The organism is Pseudidiomarina sp. (assembly GCF_033722695.1).
Lineage (GTDB): Bacteria > Pseudomonadota > Gammaproteobacteria > Enterobacterales > Alteromonadaceae > Pseudidiomarina.
Genome location: NZ_JAWVYM010000012.1, coordinates 36,323 through 56,392, shown reverse-complemented (window position 1 = coordinate 56,392; position 20,070 = coordinate 36,323). Strand labels below are relative to the sequence as shown.

At 54.9% G+C, this 20,070-nt stretch carries 17 protein-coding genes; 2 read left to right on the top strand and 15 right to left on the bottom strand.

Annotated elements, in window-relative coordinates; all coding sequences use genetic code 11:
* Positions 1 to 9: 9 nt before the first annotated feature.
* From aroB to pilM, 7 genes are all read right to left on the bottom strand, one after another.
* The gene (aroB, locus tag R3196_RS06270; protein WP_318935885.1) at positions 10 to 1,089 is read right to left on the bottom strand and encodes a 3-dehydroquinate synthase; all 1,080 of its coding nucleotides are present in this window, start codon (positions 1,087 to 1,089) and stop codon (positions 10 to 12) included.
* A gap of 40 nt (positions 1,090 to 1,129) precedes the next feature.
* Positions 1,130 to 1,648 carry a shikimate kinase AroK gene (gene aroK / locus R3196_RS06265; RefSeq protein WP_318935870.1) on the bottom strand — a complete coding sequence of 173 codons (519 nt, stop codon included), beginning with the start codon at positions 1,646 to 1,648 and terminating at the stop codon, positions 1,130 to 1,132.
* A gap of 124 nt (positions 1,649 to 1,772) precedes the next feature.
* A complete protein-coding gene (locus R3196_RS06260; protein ID WP_318935869.1) occupies positions 1,773 to 3,821 on the bottom strand; it encodes a type IV pilus secretin PilQ family protein in 2,049 nt (682 codons plus the stop codon).
* Positions 3,818 to 4,363 carry a pilus assembly protein PilP gene (locus R3196_RS06255; RefSeq protein WP_318935868.1) on the bottom strand — a complete coding sequence of 182 codons (546 nt, stop codon included), beginning with the start codon at positions 4,361 to 4,363 and terminating at the stop codon, positions 3,818 to 3,820. Before R3196_RS06255 ends, R3196_RS06260 begins: the two co-directional genes overlap by 4 nt.
* Positions 4,360 to 4,956, bottom strand: a complete 597-nt coding sequence (locus tag R3196_RS06250) for a type 4a pilus biogenesis protein PilO (RefSeq protein WP_318935867.1) — start codon at positions 4,954 to 4,956, stop codon at positions 4,360 to 4,362. Before R3196_RS06250 ends, R3196_RS06255 begins: the two co-directional genes overlap by 4 nt.
* Positions 4,953 to 5,528, bottom strand: a complete 576-nt coding sequence (locus R3196_RS06245; RefSeq protein WP_318935866.1) for a PilN domain-containing protein — start codon at positions 5,526 to 5,528, stop codon at positions 4,953 to 4,955. The genes R3196_RS06250 and R3196_RS06245 overlap by 4 nt, the downstream gene beginning before the upstream one ends.
* Positions 5,516 to 6,604, bottom strand: a complete 1,089-nt coding sequence (gene pilM / locus R3196_RS06240; RefSeq protein WP_318935864.1) for a type IV pilus assembly protein PilM — start codon at positions 6,602 to 6,604, stop codon at positions 5,516 to 5,518. Before pilM ends, R3196_RS06245 begins: the two co-directional genes overlap by 13 nt.
* Positions 6,605 to 6,794: 190 nt before the next feature.
* Here pilM and R3196_RS06235 point away from each other — a divergent pair, with 190 nt between their 5' ends.
* Positions 6,795 to 9,254: a penicillin-binding protein 1A gene (locus tag R3196_RS06235; protein ID WP_318935863.1), complete on the top strand. Its 2,460-nt coding sequence runs from the start codon at positions 6,795 to 6,797 to the stop codon at positions 9,252 to 9,254.
* Positions 9,255 to 9,263: 9 nt separating this feature from the next.
* Here the strand turns inward: R3196_RS06235 and metL are convergent, their stop codons facing one another.
* Positions 9,264 to 11,717: a bifunctional aspartate kinase/homoserine dehydrogenase II gene (gene metL / locus R3196_RS06230; protein ID WP_318935862.1), complete on the bottom strand. Its 2,454-nt coding sequence runs from the start codon at positions 11,715 to 11,717 to the stop codon at positions 9,264 to 9,266.
* Positions 11,718 to 11,923: 206 nt separating this feature from the next.
* Between metL and metJ the strand changes: the two genes are divergently transcribed.
* Positions 11,924 to 12,250: a met regulon transcriptional regulator MetJ gene (gene metJ / locus R3196_RS06225; protein WP_318935861.1), complete on the top strand. Its 327-nt coding sequence runs from the start codon at positions 11,924 to 11,926 to the stop codon at positions 12,248 to 12,250.
* A gap of 14 nt (positions 12,251 to 12,264) precedes the next feature.
* Here the strand turns inward: metJ and argH are convergent, their stop codons facing one another.
* The 7 genes from argH to rpmE form a co-directional block, all read right to left on the bottom strand.
* A complete protein-coding gene (argH, locus tag R3196_RS06220) occupies positions 12,265 to 14,106 on the bottom strand; it encodes an argininosuccinate lyase (protein WP_318935860.1) in 1,842 nt (613 codons plus the stop codon).
* A gap of 2 nt (positions 14,107 to 14,108) precedes the next feature.
* Positions 14,109 to 15,338: an argininosuccinate synthase gene (locus tag R3196_RS06215; RefSeq protein ID WP_318935858.1), complete on the bottom strand. Its 1,230-nt coding sequence runs from the start codon at positions 15,336 to 15,338 to the stop codon at positions 14,109 to 14,111.
* Positions 15,335 to 16,249 (bottom strand): ornithine carbamoyltransferase, encoded by a 915-nt coding sequence (argF, locus tag R3196_RS06210; RefSeq protein WP_318935856.1) that lies wholly within the window; start codon positions 16,247 to 16,249, stop codon positions 15,335 to 15,337. The genes R3196_RS06215 and argF overlap by 4 nt, the downstream gene beginning before the upstream one ends.
* Before the next feature lie 43 nt (positions 16,250 to 16,292).
* Positions 16,293 to 17,060, bottom strand: coding sequence for an acetylglutamate kinase (gene argB / locus R3196_RS06205; protein WP_318935855.1), 768 nt, complete (start codon positions 17,058 to 17,060; stop codon positions 16,293 to 16,295).
* Positions 17,057 to 18,085: an N-acetyl-gamma-glutamyl-phosphate reductase gene (gene argC / locus R3196_RS06200; protein WP_318935854.1), complete on the bottom strand. Its 1,029-nt coding sequence runs from the start codon at positions 18,083 to 18,085 to the stop codon at positions 17,057 to 17,059. Before argC ends, argB begins: the two co-directional genes overlap by 4 nt.
* 124 nt (positions 18,086 to 18,209) lie before the next feature.
* Complete coding sequence (locus tag R3196_RS06195) at positions 18,210 to 19,454, bottom strand: malic enzyme-like NAD(P)-binding protein (RefSeq protein WP_318935853.1); 1,245 nt, start codon at positions 19,452 to 19,454, stop codon at positions 18,210 to 18,212.
* Between the two features lie 243 nt (positions 19,455 to 19,697).
* The gene (gene rpmE, locus R3196_RS06190) at positions 19,698 to 19,919 is read right to left on the bottom strand and encodes a 50S ribosomal protein L31 (protein WP_318935852.1); all 222 of its coding nucleotides are present in this window, start codon (positions 19,917 to 19,919) and stop codon (positions 19,698 to 19,700) included.
* Between the last annotated feature and the right edge of the window lie 151 nt (positions 19,920 to 20,070).

The following is a 20,070-nucleotide window of genomic DNA, read 5'->3' as shown; positions in this document are numbered from 1 at the left end:
GGTATCCGGTCAGTCGTGTTCGCTGCAACGATCAATGGCCCTGGCGACGCTATCCCAATCCGTGACCGTCCGCAAGCAGGCGGCACCGATAGCGGTTGGCAAGACCAGCCGCAGTTGCCCGGCTTTGACCTTTTTATCACGTTGCATGTAGTCCTGCCACTGGCTGAGCGGCATTTTTGGGGCAACCACAGGTAAGTTACAGGCCTGCAATAAAGTCTTGATGCGCTGGGCTTCCGGCTCGGCCAGTTCGCCTTGCTGGCGCATGAACTCTGCGGCGATAACGGTTCCGGCGGCGACGGCCTCGCCATGATGCCAGCTGTCATAGTGACTTGCTTCGATGGCATGACCGAAAGTATGACCCAGGTTTAGCAGCGCGCGCTGATTCTGCTCGCGCTCATCGGCGGCCACAATCTCAGCTTTAATTTCGCAGCTACGGCGCACGGCGTATGTGACCGCCTGCGGCTCGCGATGGACCAGGTCCTGGCTGTGTGCTTCCAGCCAGCCAAAAAACTCAGCATCGTGAATAATGCCGTATTTGATGACCTCAGCAAGCCCGCAGGCGTAGTCACGGTCAGTTAAGGTGACCAGACAGTCAGTATCGATAACTACCGCCTGGGGCTGATAGAAGGCGCCAATCAGGTTCTTCCCGCCAGGATGGTTAACCGCCGTTTTGCCGCCCACTGACGAGTCGACCTGGGCCAATAAGGTTGTTGGTATCTGATAAAAGCTGACGCCACGCTGGAATGTCGCCGCCACAAAGCCTGCGAGATCGCCGACTACGCCGCCGCCCAGGGCGATAACAGCGCAGTCGCGGTTAAAGTTATGGGCAATCAGGGTATCCATGATTTGCTGGTAGTTGTGCAGGCTTTTTTCGGCTTCGCCGTCACCGATCACATGGGTGACCAGTCGGTGCTCGCCAAGGGCTTGCTGCACGGCCGCCAGATACAGAGGCGCAACGATTTGATTGGTAACAATCAGGATTTGCTTGGGTAACTGCGGCAGCAGTCGGGAAAGCTGGGCGAACAGGTCGCGGCCAATATAAATGGGATAGCTGCGCTCATCCAGCCCCACCGTAATGCAATGATGCATGTCGTGCTGCACGGGTGTCTGCATGTGCGCCTCCGGGAAGTTACAAGCCGACTTTCTCGATAATTTCGTCGATTACAATCTTAGCACTCTGATCGTCGGTACGGACAATCACGTCAGCAATTTCTTCATATAACGCATTGCGTGAATCAGCCAGGGTTTCAAGTACTTCACGCGGGTTTTCAGCTTCAGAGATCAGCGGCCGGCGCTTATCGCGCTGGGTGCGGGCCAGTTGCTTATCGATAGTGGTCTGTAAATACACAACAATGCCGCGGGCAGACAAACGGTTACGGCTTTCTTTGCTCAGAATTGAGCCGCCGCCGGTAGCCAGTACAATACCGGTATTCTCGGTCAGTTCTTCGATAACTTTTTCTTCCCGCGCACGGAAACCTTCCTCGCCTTCAAGTTCAAAGACCCACGCGATATCGGCGCCAGTGCGGCGTTCAATTTCTGCGTCAGAATCGAAGAATTCAAGGTGGAGTTGGCGGGCTAACTGCCGGCCTATTGTGCTTTTACCAGCCCCCATGGGGCCAACCAGGAAAATATTACGTTTTTCAGCCATATTGTTGCTTTACTTCACTCATTAACTAGCTGTGACTCGCGGAATCCGGAGTGTCTCGAGACCATCCTTAACCCAATCCAAAAAGAGGGCGGATTATCGCAAGTAACAGCTAGTTAAGCAAGGTTTAAGGCAGATCAGTGACAATTCGCGGTGTCACAAATATCAGCAGTTCACGCTTTTCATGAATCTGGCTCTCGTTGCGGAACAGCACGCCAACGTATGGGATATCGCCCAGTAGCGGCACCTTGGTAATGTCATTCAGAATTTGCTGCTGATAAATACCACCCAATACAATGGTTTCGCCATTTTCGACCAGGACCTGGGTGCCGATCTCCTGAGTGTCGATGGATACCGCCGGGCCCGTTGGCGTGGAAACTGTATCACCCCGGGTATTCTGGGTAATGACCAGATCCAGAATCACGCGGTTGTCCGGGGTAATCTGCGGTGTTACCCGCAAACCAAGCACCGCTTTTTTGAACTGCACCGAAGTAGCGCCCGATGAGGCGCTTTCCACGTAAGGGATCTCCGTACCCTGTTCAATGTAGGCTGGCTTCTGGTTAGCCGTCGTTATACGCGGGCTGGCGATGATTTCGCCTTTGTTCTCGCGCTCCAGCGCCGACAGCTCCAGGTCGAGAATACGGCCGTCAGCCATTTTCGCGATCTGCATGCCGAAGGTCGCGGCCGGATTTGAAACGGGCAGGTTCACGTTGAAGTCACCGGAAACGTCAGTGTCGGAGCCGAACAAATCAGGCTCAGACATGTTTGGATTCGATAAACCCCATTCAATACCCAGTTCGTCGCTGATGTTGTCCCGTACTGTCACCATGCGTGCCTCAATGATGACCTGCTTGACGGGTATATCAAGCACTTCGACCATGGCTTTCACGTTAGCAATTTGCTCCGCGGTGTCACGCACCAGCAGGGTATTAGTCCGGTCATCTACCGTGACTGCGCCACGGGCTGATAACAGGTCGGAACTTTCAGTACGCAGAATGGAGGCGATTTCGCTGGCCTTCGCGTAGTTTATCTGAATATAGGAGCTGCTCAGTGGCGCCAGCTCTGACATCCGCTGCGACGCTTCCAGTTCCTGTTGTTCGCGTTGGGCCAGTTCTGCTGCTGGCGCGACAATCAGAATATTGCCGTCAATACGTTTGGCCAGGCCCTTTACCCGCAGGATAGTTTCCAGAGCGCGTTCCCACGGGACGTTCTCCAGGCGCAGGGTGATATTGCCGGTAACCGACTCACTGGCGACCAGATTCAGACCGTTTTCTTCCGCCAGAATCTGCAGTAACTGACGGACGGGAACGTCCTGGAAGTTCAGGGATATTGGCTGCCGGCTGCCATCAGCAAAGGCCTCACTGCGGTCGTCATCAATAGTAAAAAGTTTCAGGTTAAAGTCGTTACCCAGATGCTCCAACTGATGCCGGAAAGCCTCTTTGCCGGTTACTGTGATCAGTGTGTTGCCATTTTCGCGGAAGGTCTCGACGTGCGCGACCGGTGAGCCAAACTGACTGACATCGAGCACGTACAGCAGGTCTTCAGGCAAGTAAGTATCGAATAAAGTGAGTTCCAGCCGGTTACCGATAGTGCGCACTTCATGTTCCGCATCACCATTATTAACTGACAACCGTAGTAAGCCAACATCATCGGGCAAACGGGTGAAATCAATATTGGTTACTGCCGCTGCTGAGGGAGCGCTGTCCGTCGCCGTTGTCACCCGCGCCTGTGGCTCGGGAGCTGCGCGTTCCCGCGGCTCTGCTTCGCTTTGCACCGGGGCCTCGCGGGCCTCAGGGATGCTGGCTGCGGCAATAAATACCAACACCATAACATCTTCGGTACGGCTCATCAGGTGCTCAAGGGGTTTGGTGGTGGTTACCCGCAGTAGTAGGTCGTCCCGCTGGGTTACCAGTTCAACCGACTTCAGCAGCGGGTGGCTGGCTACCCCAAGCGGGCCGTCAGCGTAATCAGACTCAGTGCCAAGTAGCAAGAATTCATGGATCAGCGGATTTTGGCTACGCCGGACGATAGGAGAATCGACACGGCCGGTAAAGTGCGCTTCGAGATTGAAGCGATCTTTGGCCAGCGGGATCTGCTCTATCCGAACCAACTCATTAGCGGCCACCGACAGTGGCATCATGAGCAACAGCAACAGGATACGGAATAAGTGCGTCATGAGTCAGAACTCCTTTGCGAGCCGGCCAGCGACAGGGTGGTATCCCGCTGTTGCCAGCAGCCTTCCCCGGTGGGCAGCCATTCGCGAATAGCTATATGTTGTGAGGTGACCGCAACCACTTTGCCATGGTTGAGTCCGATATAATCGCCTTCTTCGACCCGGTAGAGTCGGCCCTGATTAGAAATCACCAGAGCAGTCAGATCATCGCCCCCTTTACGCAAAGTGCCAGTCAATGACAGCTGATCAAGCGCAACCGTCTCCAGCTCGCCGCGTTGGCGGCGTAAATCGGGTTGTGGGCAATTGGCACCGCTGGCAACCTGCGCTGCAGCCTGAATTGGGGTTGCCATAAAGGGGTTTCGGTAGTCATCGCCGGTATAGGCAATACTTTGCAACTCGGGCAGGGGCTCAATGGGCTTGATGCCGGGTACAGCTTCATTGCGAACCTGCTGGGTAAAGTCTTCCAGATCCTGATGGCTTGCTTGTCCACAGCCAAACAAGACGCTCGCCAGGGCTGCAGTTACGGCAACTTGGCGGGCGTTCATGGCTGTGTCCTCAGAGTTTGCTGGCGATAGGTCTCAGCCTGCACGGATAATCGCAGGCCCTGATCCATATCCCGCCGCTGCAGGGTGAAATCCTTAACACTGATGATTCGGTGCAGACCGGCTAACTGACCGACAAAGTCACCAATCTGGTGGTAACTACCGGATAGCTCCATGCGCATCGGCAGAGCCGTGTAGAACTGACGGGATTCGGGCGCCAGCCATTCAATGCGGTCAAATTTCAGGCCGCTGCGGGTGCCGACCATGGTGATATCGTCCAGCAACTTCGGTGTCTCATCATCGTTCGGTAACATCGCCAGTAAGATTTCAAGATCGGCATTCAGTTGTTTCAGCTGTTCGCGATAAGCCGGCAGATTGACCGCCGTCTGATACTTGGTCCGGTAATCAGTTTTAAGCTGCGCTTCTTTACTTTGTTCACGCTTATAGCTCGCCCATTCGTCGGCCAGCAAAAAATGGTAACCCAGACCCAGCACCACCAGCGCCAGAATCACCAGCACCGCGATACGGAACGGACGAGGCCACCAGGGCAGCTCATTAATGTCGAGCTCGCGCAGGCTATCCATGTCGATCTTCATGGTTTCACCTCCTCAGGTTCGGCGGGCGGGGTAATGGACACGACCAGCGAAAAGGCGCTCAGCTGTGCACCCCGGGTAGTAGGCACCCGATCGGCCACCACTTCGCGTAACTCCGGCTGGCTAAATATTTCTGAGTTCTTGAGTTCACGCAGAAACTCCGCCACGCGGTTATTGGAAACCGTGCGGCCATTAATGGACAGTTGCATCCCGTTCTTTTCGGCGGTCAGCAGATGCACGCCTTCGGGAGTGCGCCGGGCCAGCTCGTTAAAGATTAAAATCGCTGTGTTGCGATCCTGGTGCAGTGACTGGATCAGCTTCATGCGGCTGACAATTTCATCCTTTTGATTATTGATGTCCTGAATCTCAGCGATCTGTGCATCCAGCACCTGGATCTGGCCTTGCAGGAACTGGTTCCGGCGTTGCTGTTGTTCCTGATAGGTGCCGATAATGGTATAGGCAATAAATAAAATAATAGCCGCACAGCCGATGGCCAGTACCGCATGAATCGCAAATAAGTTTTTAGCGCGCTGGCGGGCGGATTCGCGCCAGGGCAGCAGGTTTACGTGTGCCATGGGGTAAAGCTCCGTAAAGCCAGGCCAAGTACTTCCACGAAACGCGGGCCATGAGCGCGCAAATGGGAGTAACTGTCTGCTAATTCAAAGTGGTCGAACGGGTTAAGCGACAGCACCGGTTGGTCAATCTGCTGATCAATAAAATCCTTCAGCACGGGCAGCATACCACCGGTATTTACCAGTACCACGCCGGCAAAACCTTTCTTCGGGGCGCTGCTCTGATAAATCTGGATACCCCGGTTAACCTGTGACCACAGATTAGTTAGGGCATCATGAATCACCAGGCTGGTGTTGTCGTCAATTTCACCAGCCCGCAGGCGGGCCAGTATTTCGCGATGTGCTTCGCTACCCTCTCCGTCGCCATTTTCCTCTTCATCCAGTGCCTTCAGTAGGGGCTGTAAACCACCTGACTGAAACCGCGAGAAGGTCACTTCACCCTGGGCAATGACAATGGTGTGGATGGCGGTGACGCTAATGTCGAGCACCAGTACCGGTAACGAGTTTTCCAGCATTTCAGGAGCCATGTGCGGCAACAGGTAATTACAGCTGCGCAAAATTGCCTGGCTGTCGACATCCATAATTTTTACTTTAAAGCCGGCCTGTTCCAGTGCTTCGACGCGGCTGTCGACGCTTACCGTGCGGGTGGCAGTGACCAGAATGCGCTGTTGATTTGTTAAAGTCGGGTGTTCACCAAGGCTCTCAAAATCGTAGCGGACTTCAGCAATAGGGAAAGGAATCAGCGCTTCGGCTTCAGATTCAATTTTTTCGGCGATGGCATCATCGTCCAGTTCGTTGCCGACGGCAATTTGCTTGGAAATGGCTTGGCTGCCCGACACCGCTGCCACCACGTCGCGCTGGCTACTGCCGGTTTTTTTGCGGAGTTGCTGAAGCGTCTTACTAAGTTGCTCGATATCGGTAATTTCATCATCGGTGATGAGGTTTTTCGGCAACGGCAGTTCCGCCACTCGGGTGATTTGGTAGGAATCCCCTTGCGGTAACAGTTCCAGCGCTTTAACGGCGTCGGTGTTAATATCAATGCCAAGACCGGGTGTTTTACCCAGACCAAACAGCCCCATAATACGGTTCTCCCCATCAGGCACGCGGATTGTATTTTATTATTAAAATGCCTATATGCCGATAATCATAGTACGCGCAAACGTAAGTATAGTGCAAAAAATCCTCATGTTATTTTAATAACTATTATGATTATTCAGTTATCTTTCTATAATATGCAGCCCTAGATAGCAACTGGCAAAGGAATCTTGAGTGAAATTTGTAAAGTGGTCCCTATATAGCTTACTCGGTCTTATGGTCGTGGGTGTGCTGGTGGTTGGTTCACTGTACCTATACCTGCGTAGCGATCTGCCCAGTGTCGCTGAACTCAAAGATGTCCGCTTACAGACGCCAATGCAGGTCTACTCATCTGACGGAGAGCTGATCGCGCAGTTCGGTGAAATACGCCGAATTCCTCTCAAACTTGAAGAAATTCCTCAGCCATTGATCAATGCATTTCTGGCTACTGAAGATCAACGCTTTTACGAGCATTTTGGGATTGACCCGATCGGTGTCGGTCGGGCGTTCTTTCAGTTGGTTACCAGCGGCGAGATTCAAAGTGGTGGTAGTACCATTACTCAGCAACTGGCGCGTAACTTTTACCTGAGTTTTGAGCAAACCTGGTCGCGTAAAGTCCGCGAAGCTTTTATTGCGCTGCATATTGAAAGCCAGCTAACCAAAGACGAGATCCTGGAACTCTATCTGAATAAGATCACCTTCGGCCACCGTGCCCATGGTGTCGGCGCCGCCGCGCAGGTTTACTATGGTAAGGACGTTAATGATCTGACGCTGGCGCAGATGGCGATGATTGCCGGCTTACCTAAAGCGCCGTCAACGATGAACCCGATTTCTAATCCAGAGCGGGCCCGGGAACGTCGTTCGGTGGTGCTGGGCCGGTTATTGGCGGAACGCATGATCACCCTGCCGGAATATCGCGCGGCTCTGGCGGAGCCCATCGAAACCCGCCTGCACGGGCCGGAAGTCACCATGACCGCGCCTTATCTGGCCGAAATGGTACGGGCAGAAATGGTCAGCCGTTATGGCGAAGATGATGCCTACAACCTGGGCATGAAAGTTTATACCACTGCCAGTGCTAAGCAGCAGCGGGCAGCACAGCGTGCGGTGCAAGCGAATCTGCATGCTTATGATGAGCGTCACGGTTATCGTGGTCCTGATGCCGTGCTGTTTGACGCGGCCAACCCCTGGACAGCTGAGCAGATTATCAGCTACCTGCGTAATATTGATCAGGTTGGGCTGACTTATCCGGCTGCAGTAACCGCGGTTGGTGAGCGCTCGGCACAAGTCATGGCGCAGATGGGCTCCCTGATTGAGATCGACTGGGATGGACTGAAATGGGCCCGCCCCTACATCCATGCTGAGCGTCAGGGCGCCGCGCCAGAGCAGGCCAGCGATATCCTCAAAGTTGGCGATCAGGTACGGATTCGGTTGACTGAGGGTGGCTGGCGCCTGGCACAGGTACCCGAGCCGGGTGCCGCGATTGTTGCGCTGCGACCCCATGACGGCGGCATCGCCGCCGCCGTGGGTGGCTATAGTTTCCGCCTGAGTCAATACAACCGCGCGATTCAGGCTGAACGTCAGATCGGCTCCAACATTAAGCCCTTTATTTATTCTGCCGCGCTGGATAACAACTTTACCCTGGCGACGCTGGTTAACGATGCCCCAATCAATCAGTGGAATCCTGGTAGCGGAATTGCCTGGCGGCCGCGCAACTCGCCGGATGTTTACGAGGGGCCCATTCCACTGCGCGAAGCCCTGGCAAAATCAAAAAACGTGGTGTCGGTGCGGTTGTTGCGGGCAATGGGCATAAACACGGTGGTCGATCATCTGACGCGCTTTGGTTTTGATTTCGACGAGCTGCCCCGCAACGAGTCACTCTCTCTGGGTTCGGCGTCGATGACACCACTTGAAGTTGCCCGCGGTTACGCCGTATTCGCAAACGGTGGCTTCCTGGTAACGCCTTATTTCATTGAGCGCATTACCACCGCAGCTGACGAAGAAATTTTTGCGGCGCGCCCGGCGGTAGCCTGCATGCTGTGTGAGAACGGTGAACGCGAGGTGTTACAGGCTCCACAGGTGATTAGCGAGCAGAATGCTTTCCTGGTGACCCAGGGTATGAATTCAGCGATATGGGGCGGCGGTAGCTGGGCTCATAAAACGGGCTGGAACGGCACGGCCTGGCGTATTCAGCGGTCCGATAAGCTGATCGATACAGTTGGCCGTAATATTGCCGGTAAAACGGGTACCACCAATGATGTGCGGGATACCTGGTTTTCAGGCTTCGTGAGCGGTCTGGCAACCACCAGCTGGGTTGGTTTTGATAACACTGAGCGGGCGCTTGGCGCGACCAGTATTAATCCGAATCTGGGCAGCGATGAACAGGAAGTCAGCGGTGCAGAAAGTGGCGCTAAAACGGCGCTGCCGATGTGGATTGATTTTATGGAAACAGCGGTAGAAGATGTCGCTGCTGAATCCTTTGATATTCCTCCGGGCATTGTCTCTGCACGCATCGATCTAAAAACCGGCAAGTTAAGCCGTGATAGCGACTATACCACGCGCTTTGAGTACTTCCTGCCGGGCACAGCGCCAAAGGAATATACCGAAGGGAAATCGTCACCAAACGTATTTGATGACGATGACGATTCAATTTTCTGACTAAAGGTATTAATTCAGCCCTTTTTTACTGAGGCGGCTGAGCAGCTGATTTAAGTCAGACTGTACGCCGCCCGCAGTCACTTCTTTACCGGCTCCCGGACCGCTGATAACCAGCGGCATTTCGTGATACCAGTCGGTATAAATCACAAAAATATTCTCGCCCGGGATCAGGTTCGCCAGCATATCGCCTTCAGGAATGTATTCGATGCCAACGCGGGCGCGCACGCTGTCGTCATCCTGCACCGCAAAGCTGGCCAACAGGCGCGGTACTTTGCTGGTCTTCTGGGCATCGGCATAGAGTGCATGCATTTCGTCATCCAGCTCTGGCAGCCTGTCCATAAATTCGGTTAGCGAAATATCAGCCAGTTGCTCCGGCAGCAGGCTTTCCACATCGATGTCCTGCCAGTCCAGCCGCAAACCGATTTCACGGGCCAGAATCAGCAGTTTACGGACGATATCCTGACAAGATAAATCTTCCCGCGGATCGGGCTCACTCAGGCCGCGCTCTTTAGCTTCGCGTACCAGATCGCTGAACTTAACCTCGCTGTTGAAGTTCTCGAACAACCACGACATGGTTCCCGAAAAAATACCGGAAATGCTGCGGATCGAGTCACCTGAGTTACGCAAGTCATTCAAGGCGTAATTCAGTGGCAGGCCAGCACCCACGGTGGTGTTATAGTACCACTCGCGCTCGTACTCGCGCTGAATGGTGCGGATCTCGTTGTATTGCGATTCATTTGATGCGCCGGCGCGTTTGTTAGCACTGATGATGTGCACACCGTTGGCAAAGAAGCTCGGATACAGTTGCGCCACCGGCACGGCGTCGGTTAGATCCAGCATCACCAGCTCATCATAGGGCGCGTTCGGTAGTTCCGGGATGAGCTGGCTGAGGTCATATGGCCGCGCCAGTTGCTCGAAGCTGGCTTCCCAGTCATTCAAGTCAACGCCGTTATAATCCAGCCACATGCGAGTGGAGTTCAGAATGCCGATAATCCGCACGTCCATTTGTTCGTTGATGCGCTCGCGCAGCCGCCGATACAGGGCCAGCCAGGCACTACCAATATTACCGCGGCCAACCACCAGTACGCCCAGGCTACGGCGGTAATTAAACAGTTGGCTGTGCAACCGGTTGAGCAGGCGGTTATCCATTTTCTGCTCAAGGATGGCCACCACCGCATTATTGTCGGGGGTAAAGCTCAGGCGCTTGAGGTTCTGCTCACTGAGTTCCTGTTTGAAAGTTTTGTACTGATCGGTTTCCTGAATACGGTTACCCACCAGGGCGATCATCGAATAGCCCTGCATCTGCACAACCTGGTTGCTGACGTCGATTTCTTCCAGCCAGCCTTCCATAAAATACAAATGGTTCTGATGGTAAGCGTAATAGGCATGCTGGCTATCGAGATCGTTCCAGCTGATGAGCGGGGTCAGTTCCAGTTCTTCAAATTTCTCCACCAGTTTGGCATCACGCAAACTGACACGGAACAGCACCACCTCGGCCAGCGCCGTCAGTACTTTGCCACGGGGTTCGGTGTCTTCGTACTGCCCAATACGGGTTTGCTGGTTTTCAACCTTCAGGCTGGACCGCACAGCAATAACCATGCGGTCGCGGTTAACCGGCTGGAAAGTGCGCGGGTGCAATACCGGGCTGCCCAGGCGGGCCAGTTCTTCGGCTTCCTGCCAGTCCAGAATCGGCAAGCTGACCACGCGTTCCACTTTGCGTGGATCCGCAGAGTAAACGCCGGCGACGTCTTTCCAGATCGTCACTTGTTTTGAATCAATCAGGCTGCCGACCAGGGTCGCCGAATAGTCACTGCCGTTGCGGCCCAGAATCAGCGAGTTGCCTTCAGGGTCCGCACAGATAAAACCGGTGACGATAAAGCGGGTGCCAGGATGTGGGGCGATGCGGTTAAGCAAGCCAGCGCGGGACGGCTCAACGCGGATGAGTGGTTCAGGCGCATCATCCGCGACCAGGAAGGTGCGGGCATCAATCCAGTCGGCCCGGCCACCCTGCTGTTGCAGTAGAGTCGCCAACAGCCGGGCAGACCAAAGCTCGCCATAAGAGAGCAGCTCAGCCCGGTTTTCGATGGTCTCTTCGCCGTTCAGCCAGGCATACCAGCGTTTAAAGTCCTTGCGCGACAGGTCCATCATGCGGGCTTTATGATCTGCGCTCAGTAAATCACCGATCAAACCCTGCTGATATTTTTCCAGCTGCTTGAGTAGCACCTCGGCCACGCCTTCATCGGCGTTTTGGCGGGCATCGATAATGGCCAGAATGCGGTTAGTGGTATCCCCCGCAGCTGATACCACCACCAAATCACTGGCGCCGGCATATTCGGTAACAATACGAGCTACACGGCGGTAACAGTAGGCATCAGCAAGGCTGCTACCCCCAAATTTATGTACCTGTACCTGCTCGGCTACAGTGTCTATCTGCTGTGAACTAACCTGAACCTCAACCACCATGATGCGTGTGCGTTCCCCTGTTGAAAAATAAGCACAAAAAACCGATTATACGGCGCTCCTGCAGTGCATTAAAGCAACATAAACCAGGCTTGGCAAATAAAGACGTATAGACAGCTATAGGTATAAAGTTGACTGCGGCGCCGACCTCGGTACAATCCTCACAAAAGTTGGGGTTTCTCAGTCAGGGGTTTCGCAGAGGGCACAGTATGGAATGGGATGGCAACTATATATATCCGTATGTTGAGCACGGGCAGAAGAGCGAACACGTAAAGAAAATTACGGTTTCGATCCCCACCCGCGTACTCAAAGTACTGACTGACGAACGCACCCGCCGGCAATGCAAAAACTTGCGTCACGCGACGAACAGCGAGCTGCTATGTGAAGCTTTTTTACATGCCTTTACCGGCCAGCCGCTGCCGACCGACGCTGATCTGCGCAAAGATAATCCGCATAAGGTTCCGGCAGAAGTGCGCGCCGAGCTGGCCCGCCGCGGCCTGCCGATCCCTGAAGATGCCCCGGACGACACGATCTGAAGGCACGCAAGACTTTATAGCCAGTATTCCAGAGCGATTTCGTCGCAGTTATCCTTGCGCGGACAAATATCACAGTCTTTCATGACTTTTTCGGGTAGCTTTTCTTTTACGGTCAGCCGGAAGTTCAGCCGGCCGAAAAACTCAGGTACCCGGGTCAGCACTATGGTCCGGCTGATGCCCAGCTCACGGGCCTTCCACAATAGCCAAGCCACCAGCTCCGCGCCCAGACCCTTGCCCTGGGCTTGCGGAAACAGCCCCAGCGAGCGAATTTCAGCCAGCCCGGTGCTATACACATAAAGAGCCGCACAACCGACCACCTCATCATTGATTTCCGCGACCGCGAAGCCGTGAATTGCCTGCATGATATCGGCTTTGTTTCGCGGCAAGTTCTCACCCTGTTCCGCCCAGTAAGCGATCAGTTCGCAGATTTTATCCACATCACTCAAGCGCGCCTGGCGCACATGTTTGCTCGCCGCCTCGGCGGCATGAAGCCAGTCCTGCGCGTGTTTGAGTCCGGTCTTTACAGCCTTCGGAGCGGTGCCGCCAAGGGCGCTACGTTTGTTCAGTCCATAGCTAATTTCGAGGATTGGGTAGACATCCTCGCCGATCAGGTCGCTTACTGAATTAAACTGTGCGATTGATAACTGTTCCAGCGCGAGGCCCTGTTGTTGCGCCAGCAGGACGACTTCGCCGGTAACATGATGGGCGTCCCGGAATGGCATGCCTTTACTGACCAGGTAGTCGGCCAGTTCGGTGGCGTTGCTGTAGCCCAGCGCCGCCTGGCGGGCAGCATGCTCACTATTGACCGTCAACTCAGGTATAGCGAAGGCCAGCATTTGCAGGCACTGCTGATAGGTCAGCAGGGCGTCAAACAGGCCGGTTTTGTCTTCCTGCATATCTTTGTTATAGGCCATAGGCAGGCCTTTGAGGGTAATCTGCAATGCGTGCTGATGGCCAAGCACGCGCCCGGTTTTACCGCGCAGCAACTCAAACAAATCCGGATTCTTCTTTTGCGGCATCAGTGACGAGCCGCTGCTGATGCGATCGCTCATAGCAAAGCAGCCGGACTCCCCGGAACAATAGAAGATGACGTCTTCGGCCAGGCGTGACAAATGCAGCATGCCATTGCTGGCCGCATTGAGCAGATCCAGCGCGAAGTCGCGATCCGAAACCGCATCCAGACTATTTTCACTGGCCAGACGGAAGCCCAGGTCGTGGGCCAGGTTTTCGCGATCCAGCGGCGCGGTCGTACCCGCCAGCGCACCACTGCCCAGCGGGCATACGTCCATGCGTTTGACCGCGTCACGCAGCCGGCTGACATCACGTTGCAGCATCTGCACATAAGCCAGCGCCCAGTGCCCGGCAACGATGGGCTGGGCCCGTTGCAGGTGCGTGTAGCCCGGTAAGAGCGTATCGCTATAGGTTTCAGCGAAGCTCAGCAGGGCATTGATGGCGGCAAGATTGGCCGTGATCAGTTGCTGCGCCAACTGCTTGCAGAACAGGCGCAGGTCAGTGGCAACCAGATCGTTGCGGCTGCGGCCGGTATGCAGTTTTTTCGCCGTTGCGCCGATTTTGTCAATCAGCTGGGCTTCAACCCAGCTGTGGATATCTTCATCATCAGCGCTTAGCGGCAGCTTTGGATCGGCCGCCACCGCACGCGCCAGATCGCCTAGCGCCTGCTGCAGTTGCTGGTTTTCTGTCGCCGTCAGCAGCCGGGCCTGATGCAGTGCCGTTGCCCAGGCCTGCGAGGCCTGAATATCAAAAGGCGCCAGCACGTAGTCAAAGCTCAGCGAGTCATTAAATTGTTTAAATTCAGCAGCACTTGGCGTACTGAAACGTCCACCCCAGAGGCTCATGGTTATTCTCCCCCTTCAACCTGATGCAAAGCACGAATGCGGCTGGCCAGACTATAAAGCCGGATAAAGCCTTCGGCGTGCTTCTGGTTGTACACTTCATCTTCATCGAAAGTTGCAAACGCGCTGGAATACAGGCTATTCGGCGAGCGCCGTTGCACCACAGTAGCCTGGCCTTTATAAAGCTTGACCACTACTTCACCGCTAAGCGGCTCGGCAATGGTGGCTGCAGCCGCCAGCATGGCGGAACGTAATGGTGTAAACCAGCGCCCGTCATACATCAGCTGAGCGAATTCATTACCAATACGGATGCGGTAATCCAGCGCGCTACGATCCAGCACCAGGCTTTCGAGGCCTTGCAGTGCTGCGTATAAAATGGTCCCGGCAGGGGTTTCATAGCAGCCCCGCGACTTCATCCCCACCAGCCGGTTTTCCACCATATCCAGGCGGCCGACACCGTGATCACCACCCAGTACATTGAGCTTAAGAATGGCTTCAACCGGGCTCACGGATACCTGATCCAGGTGGGTCAGCTCGCCTTTTTCGAAGCGCAGCTCCAGATACTGGGGCTGATCAGGTGCCTGCTCGGGTGAACGGGTCCAGCTCCAGACCTGCTCGGAGGGCTCACACCATGGATCCTCCAGCTCACCGCCTTCGGTGGAGATATGCCAGAGATTGGCGTCACGGCTATAGATTTTGGTTGCTGAGGCGCTACATGGTATGTTGCGCTCGGCGAGGTAAGCCAGCAACTGCGGCCGTGAGCGCATGCTCCACTCCCGCCAGGGGGCAATAACTGCGAGCTCAGGCGCCAGCGCCGCGAAGGCAGATTCAAACCGGACCTGATCGTTGCCTTTGCCGGTGCAGCCGTGCGCCAGGGCATCGGCGCCAACTTCCCGGGCGACCATCACCTGAGCTTCAGCGATAATAGGCCGCGCCAGGGCAGTGCCCAGCAAGTACTGACCTTCATAAATAGCGCCGGTTTTCAGGGTTGGATAAATCACCTCGCGGGCGAATTTCTCCTTCAGATCCACTATTCGGCAGCTGCTGGCGCCAGAGGCAATGGCTTTGGCTTCAACCCCTTCGAGTTCCTCATCGCCCTGGCCGACATCGGCGACAAAAGCGACCACTTCGCAGTCGTAGTTTTCTTTCAGCCAGGGCACGATCGCTGAGGTATCCAGACCACCGGAATAGGCTAAAACCACTTTTTTTACTGACTTATTCACTGACGTATTCATGCCTCAACCCCGTTCAATAAAGTAACTAAAATAGCGTTCTGTGCATGCATGCGGTTTTCCGCCTGCTGTAAAATTAACGACTGCGGACCGTCCACCACCTCGGCACTCACTTCGCGGCCCCGGTAGGCGGGCAGGCAGTGCATAAAATAACGTGCTTTAAGTCGGCTCATTAACGCGCTGTTCACCTGATAGGGCGCAAAGTCGCGCAGCAATTGGTCGGCATCACGTTGCTGGCCCATCGACAGCCAGGTATCGGTATAAACTGCATCGGTGGCCTGCAACTGGCTCAGGCGGTGCTCGAGGGTGACGCTGCCGCCACTGGCTTTCGCAAAAGCCTGCGCTTCAGCAAGCAGCGCGGCGTCCGGTGCGTACCCCTCAGGCGTGACTACCTGAAAATGCATGCCGGTAAGGGCGGTGCCGGCCATCAGGGACTGACAGACATTATTGCCATCGCCGATCCAGGTCAGGTGTACCTTGCCCAGGTCGCCCAGGCATTCCTGCAGGGTCAGCAGGTCCGCCATCGCCTGACAGGGATGGCATTGATCGCTCAGCGCATTAATCACCGGTTTGTCTGAAGCCTTGGCCAGTTCGGTCAGCGTGTTCTGGGCAAATACGCGTGCCACAATGGCTTCATGCCAGAGCGCCAGATTCGAACCCACATCGCTGACTGGCTCGCGCTTACCCATTACCTCGGCACCGTCCAGAAAAATGCTGTGGCCACCCAGCCGGTTAATGCCTGCGGCGAAGCTGGCACGGGTCCGCAGTGACGGCTTCTCGAACAACAGCGCAATGCTTTTTCCCTGCAGCGCGCTTGACCATTGCCCCGGGCGCTGCTTAATGGTGTGGCTGAGCTCCAGTAACCCGGCGATCTGTTGCGGGCTGTGATCCCGCAGCATAAGAAAATCCTGCATTAGTTATGATTCCGTATAGCTGATTTTTGAAAATAGGGGCAAGTTAAAGACGAATGCGGGTACCGGCGGCTTCACCCTTTGCCAGACGGGTAAGCGAGGTGGCATCCTGCCAGCCGGCCACCGCGATACTTCGTCGCGAAGCACGGGCGGCCTGCACAGCAGCGTTGAGTTTAACCAGCATGCCGTCGCGCACGGTGCCATCGGCAATCAGCTGCTCGGCCTGGTCGGCATAGATGAGTTCAATCAGATCGCCCCGGGCATCGAGAATTCCCGGTACATCGGTGAGCAGAATCAGGTCGGCATGCAGGAGCTGGGCGACGGCACCGGCGGCCAGATCAGCATTTACATTCAGCCGTTCGCCGCTGGCGCTGATGCCAATTGAAGACAACACCGGAATAAAACCACGATCAATCAGCAATTCAAGCAGTTTGGGATTACCCGGCTCGGGCACGCCTACAGCGCCGCGCCCCGCATCTACGGTGCAGCGGATGCTATCGCCGGCAAACAGGGTCAGGCCGACAGCGTTCAGCTGGTACTGCTGTGCCTGCGCACAGAAGCGGGAATTGACATCGCCGGCAAGCACGCCGGCTACCACCGGTATATGTTCAGCTGGCGTCACCCGCTGACCAGCGGTTTTGACGCTGGTATATCCGAGTTGCTCCAGTTGCGTCTGCACTTGTTCGCCACCACCGTGGACCAATACCAGTGCCCGCAATTCAGCCAGCCGGGCAATAGTTGGTAACAGCTGAGCAAGAGCATCAACATCCACCAGTGCCCGGCCGCCAAGTTTAATGACCAGCGGCGTTGTCATAGCACGCCTCCGGTTTTAGTCAGACCGGCAGCCGGCGCTAAACCGAAGTACTGATTCGCCAACTGTACTGCTTGCCCGGCGGCGCCCTTGAGCAGGTTGTCTATTGCGACACAAAGCACCAGTTGGCGGCCATGCAGCTGCCAGTGAATATCACAAAACGGCGTACCGGCAACGTCACTGATGGCCGGCGGAGCAGCCCGCAACCGAACAAGTGGCCACTGGGCATAAGCCTCGTTGAAGGCATCGTCGATCTGCGCCGAAGTAATCTCACCAGCAACTTCTACATAGATAGTCGCCAGAATACCCCGCCTGAAATTCGCCAGGTGGGGCACGAAAAGTACCGGCCGGCCGATAGCCTGCGCTATTTCCGGTTGATGCCGATGTGTACCCACGCCGTAGGCCTGCAAACTGACTTCACAAAAGCTGGTATGGGCAGCGGCTTTACGGCCGGCACCGGAGACGCCGCTGACGGCATTGACGATCGGCGTGCAGGCATCAGTGATAAATGGCAATACCGGAAGCAATGCCAGAGCCGCTGCGGTCGGGTAACAACCCGGTACCGCGATTAGGGCTTCAGTACCCGCCAGTGTCGTCCATTCAGCCAGGCCATATGGTATTGACTGGTCAGGCTGCGGCCGGGAAAAGCCATAGGCCGATTTATGCACTGTTTCATCGCGTAGCCGAAAAGCTCCTGACAAATCGAAGACGATCAGGCCTGCAGCAGTCAGCTTAGGCGCCAGTTCGGCACTGGCTTCGTGAGGGAGCGCTAAAAAACACACCTGAACCTGCTCAGCAACTTCGCCGAGCAGATCCGGGTGCCAAGGTTGCAGAGTTAAGTCGATCCGATCCGTTAATTGCGGATACAACTGGCTGACAGGCTCTGCCCTACGTGCGCCTGAGGAAAAACCATAACGAACGTCAAAGTCAGGATGATTGTGCAGCAGCCAGATCAGCTCAACGCCGCTATAACCGCTGGCGCCAAAAATAGCGCACGGAATTTTAGAAGTTGTAGGACTTGCTTGCACTGACTCACACCCGCCTTCACAAAAAAATACCTGGGAGAGCACCAGGTTTCAGGCAGTATAGTGAATAAAAATCCTAAAAACAAGAATAAATATTAGGATTTCATGTGAGGCGCGACGGCGGAGCTTACTCCGCCATATAATCCTTCGGTAGTTCAATGCGGGCCGCACCGGATTTCACCGCGGCCTCGGCAACTGCGCGCGACACCCGTGTGCGCAGACGCGGATCCAGCGGTTTGGGAATAATATAATCCGGACCGAACTCCAGCGAATCAACGCCTGCAGCTTTTAATACTTCTGCAGATACGGGCTCTTTGGCCAGCTGCCGGATGGCTTCAACCGCTGCCAGCTTCATCTCGTCATTAATCATCCGTGCCCGCACGTCCAGTGCCCCCCGGAAGATAAACGGAAAACACAGCACGTTATTAACCTGGTTCGGATAATCCGAGCGGCCGGTGGCCATGATCAGGTCTTTGCGCACTGCCAGTGCAAGTTCTGGCTTGATTTCAGGATCCGGATTGGAGCAGGCAAATACGATCGGCTTATCGGCCATTAGCTTCAGTGCGTCGGCCGGCAGCAGATTGGGGCCGGATACGCCAACGAAGACATCGGCTTCGTTAATGACTTCTTCCAGTGTGCGCTTGTCGGTATTGTTGGCAAACAGCGCCTTGTATTCGTTCAGGTCCTCGCGACGGGTATGGATAACGCCTTTTGAATCCAGCATATAAATGTGCTCGCGCTGGGCACCACATTTAATCAGCAGTTCCATGCAGGCGATGGCAGCGGCACCGGCGCCCAGACAGACAATCTGCGCCTTGGCCAGTTGTTTGCCCTGAATTTCCAGTGCGTTCAGCAGGCCGGCTGCAGTGACAATAGCAGTGCCGTGCTGGTCATCGTGAAATACCGGTACATCGCAGCGTTCAATCAGCGCCTGTTCGATTTCAAAACACTCTGGCGCTTTTATATCTTCAAGATTGATACCGCCGAAGCTGTCGGCGATATTGGCAACGGTATTAATAAAATCCTGGGTGGTGCGATGGGTTACTTCAATATCAATCGAGTCGAGCCCGGCAAAGCGCTTAAACAGCAAAGCCTTGCCTTCCATCACCGGCTTGGAGGCCATCGGGCCGAGGTTGCCCAGACCCAGAATTGCGGTGCCATTTGAGATAACGGCAACCATATTGCCCTTGGCGGTATAGCGATAGACGTCTTCAGGATTCTCCGCAATGGCGCGGACCGGTTCAGCCACGCCGGGGCTGTATGCCAGTGCCAGGTCTTTACTGGTTTCCGCAGGTTTGGTGAGCTCAATACTGATTTTTCCGGGGGTTGGAAAAGCATGGTAATCAAGCGCTTGCTGGCGAAAATCGGTCATGATGCGGGCTTACCTTTATAGTTAAATAGTGAAGCAAAGACAGTGTGAGCCATTGTAGAGGGTTCCTGCAGAATAACAAATCATACCTGATGCAGCGAAACTGACGGAAGAGTCACTAATTTAGCGATAGTACAATTTGGCACCAGCTAATCATTCAGACGCTGTAGGCGCTAGCGGGAAAGTACCCATAAAAAAAGGCGCCTTTTGGCGCCTTTTTTCGAATTCGCTACAGAAGCGTCTGTTTTACGACGACTTCTTACCGCCCAACACGCTGAAACGCTTGTTGAACTTGTCAATACGACCACCGGTATCCATGATGCGCTGCTTACCAGTGTAGAACGGGTGACACTCAGAACATACGTCCAGGTGCAGGTCGCCGCCACGGGTAGAACGGGTGGTGAATTTGTGACCACAAGAGCAGGTCACGTTCATTTCTTTGTAATCTGGGTGAATACTGTCTTTCATAAGGGTTACCTCAATTGGGCCGCATCGCCATCCGATCTCATGCCGAATACCATACGTGGTTAATAGTTAATCGATTCGTTTAACAAGGGCGCGAATTCTACCCCAATGAGGGTTGCTGATCAAGCACTCCTGATGCAGTGCTTTTGGCGCT

Coding starts and splice junctions, on each gene's coding strand:
- aroB (WP_318935885.1), bottom strand. CDS start 1,089: ATGCATCATTGCATTACGGTGGGGCTGGATGAGCGCAGCTATCCCATT.
- aroK (WP_318935870.1), bottom strand. CDS start 1,648: ATGGCTGAAAAACGTAATATTTTCCTGGTTGGCCCCATGGGGGCTGGT.
- R3196_RS06260 (WP_318935869.1), bottom strand. CDS start 3,821: ATGACGCACTTATTCCGTATCCTGTTGCTGTTGCTCATGATGCCACTG.
- R3196_RS06255 (WP_318935868.1), bottom strand. CDS start 4,363: ATGAACGCCCGCCAAGTTGCCGTAACTGCAGCCCTGGCGAGCGTCTTG.
- R3196_RS06250 (WP_318935867.1), bottom strand. CDS start 4,956: ATGAAGATCGACATGGATAGCCTGCGCGAGCTCGACATTAATGAGCTG.
- R3196_RS06245 (WP_318935866.1), bottom strand. CDS start 5,528: ATGGCACACGTAAACCTGCTGCCCTGGCGCGAATCCGCCCGCCAGCGC.
- pilM (WP_318935864.1), bottom strand. CDS start 6,604: ATGGGGCTGTTTGGTCTGGGTAAAACACCCGGTCTTGGCATTGATATT.
- metL (WP_318935862.1), bottom strand. CDS start 11,717: ATGGTGGTTGAGGTTCAGGTTAGTTCACAGCAGATAGACACTGTAGCC.
- metJ (WP_318935861.1), top strand. CDS start 11,924: ATGGAATGGGATGGCAACTATATATATCCGTATGTTGAGCACGGGCAG.
- argH (WP_318935860.1), bottom strand. CDS start 14,106: ATGAGCCTCTGGGGTGGACGTTTCAGTACGCCAAGTGCTGCTGAATTT.
- R3196_RS06215 (WP_318935858.1), bottom strand. CDS start 15,338: ATGAATACGTCAGTGAATAAGTCAGTAAAAAAAGTGGTTTTAGCCTAT.
- argF (WP_318935856.1), bottom strand. CDS start 16,249: ATGCAGGATTTTCTTATGCTGCGGGATCACAGCCCGCAACAGATCGCC.
- argB (WP_318935855.1), bottom strand. CDS start 17,060: ATGACAACGCCGCTGGTCATTAAACTTGGCGGCCGGGCACTGGTGGAT.
- R3196_RS06195 (WP_318935853.1), bottom strand. CDS start 19,454: ATGACCGATTTTCGCCAGCAAGCGCTTGATTACCATGCTTTTCCAACC.
- rpmE (WP_318935852.1), bottom strand. CDS start 19,919: ATGAAAGACAGTATTCACCCAGATTACAAAGAAATGAACGTGACCTGC.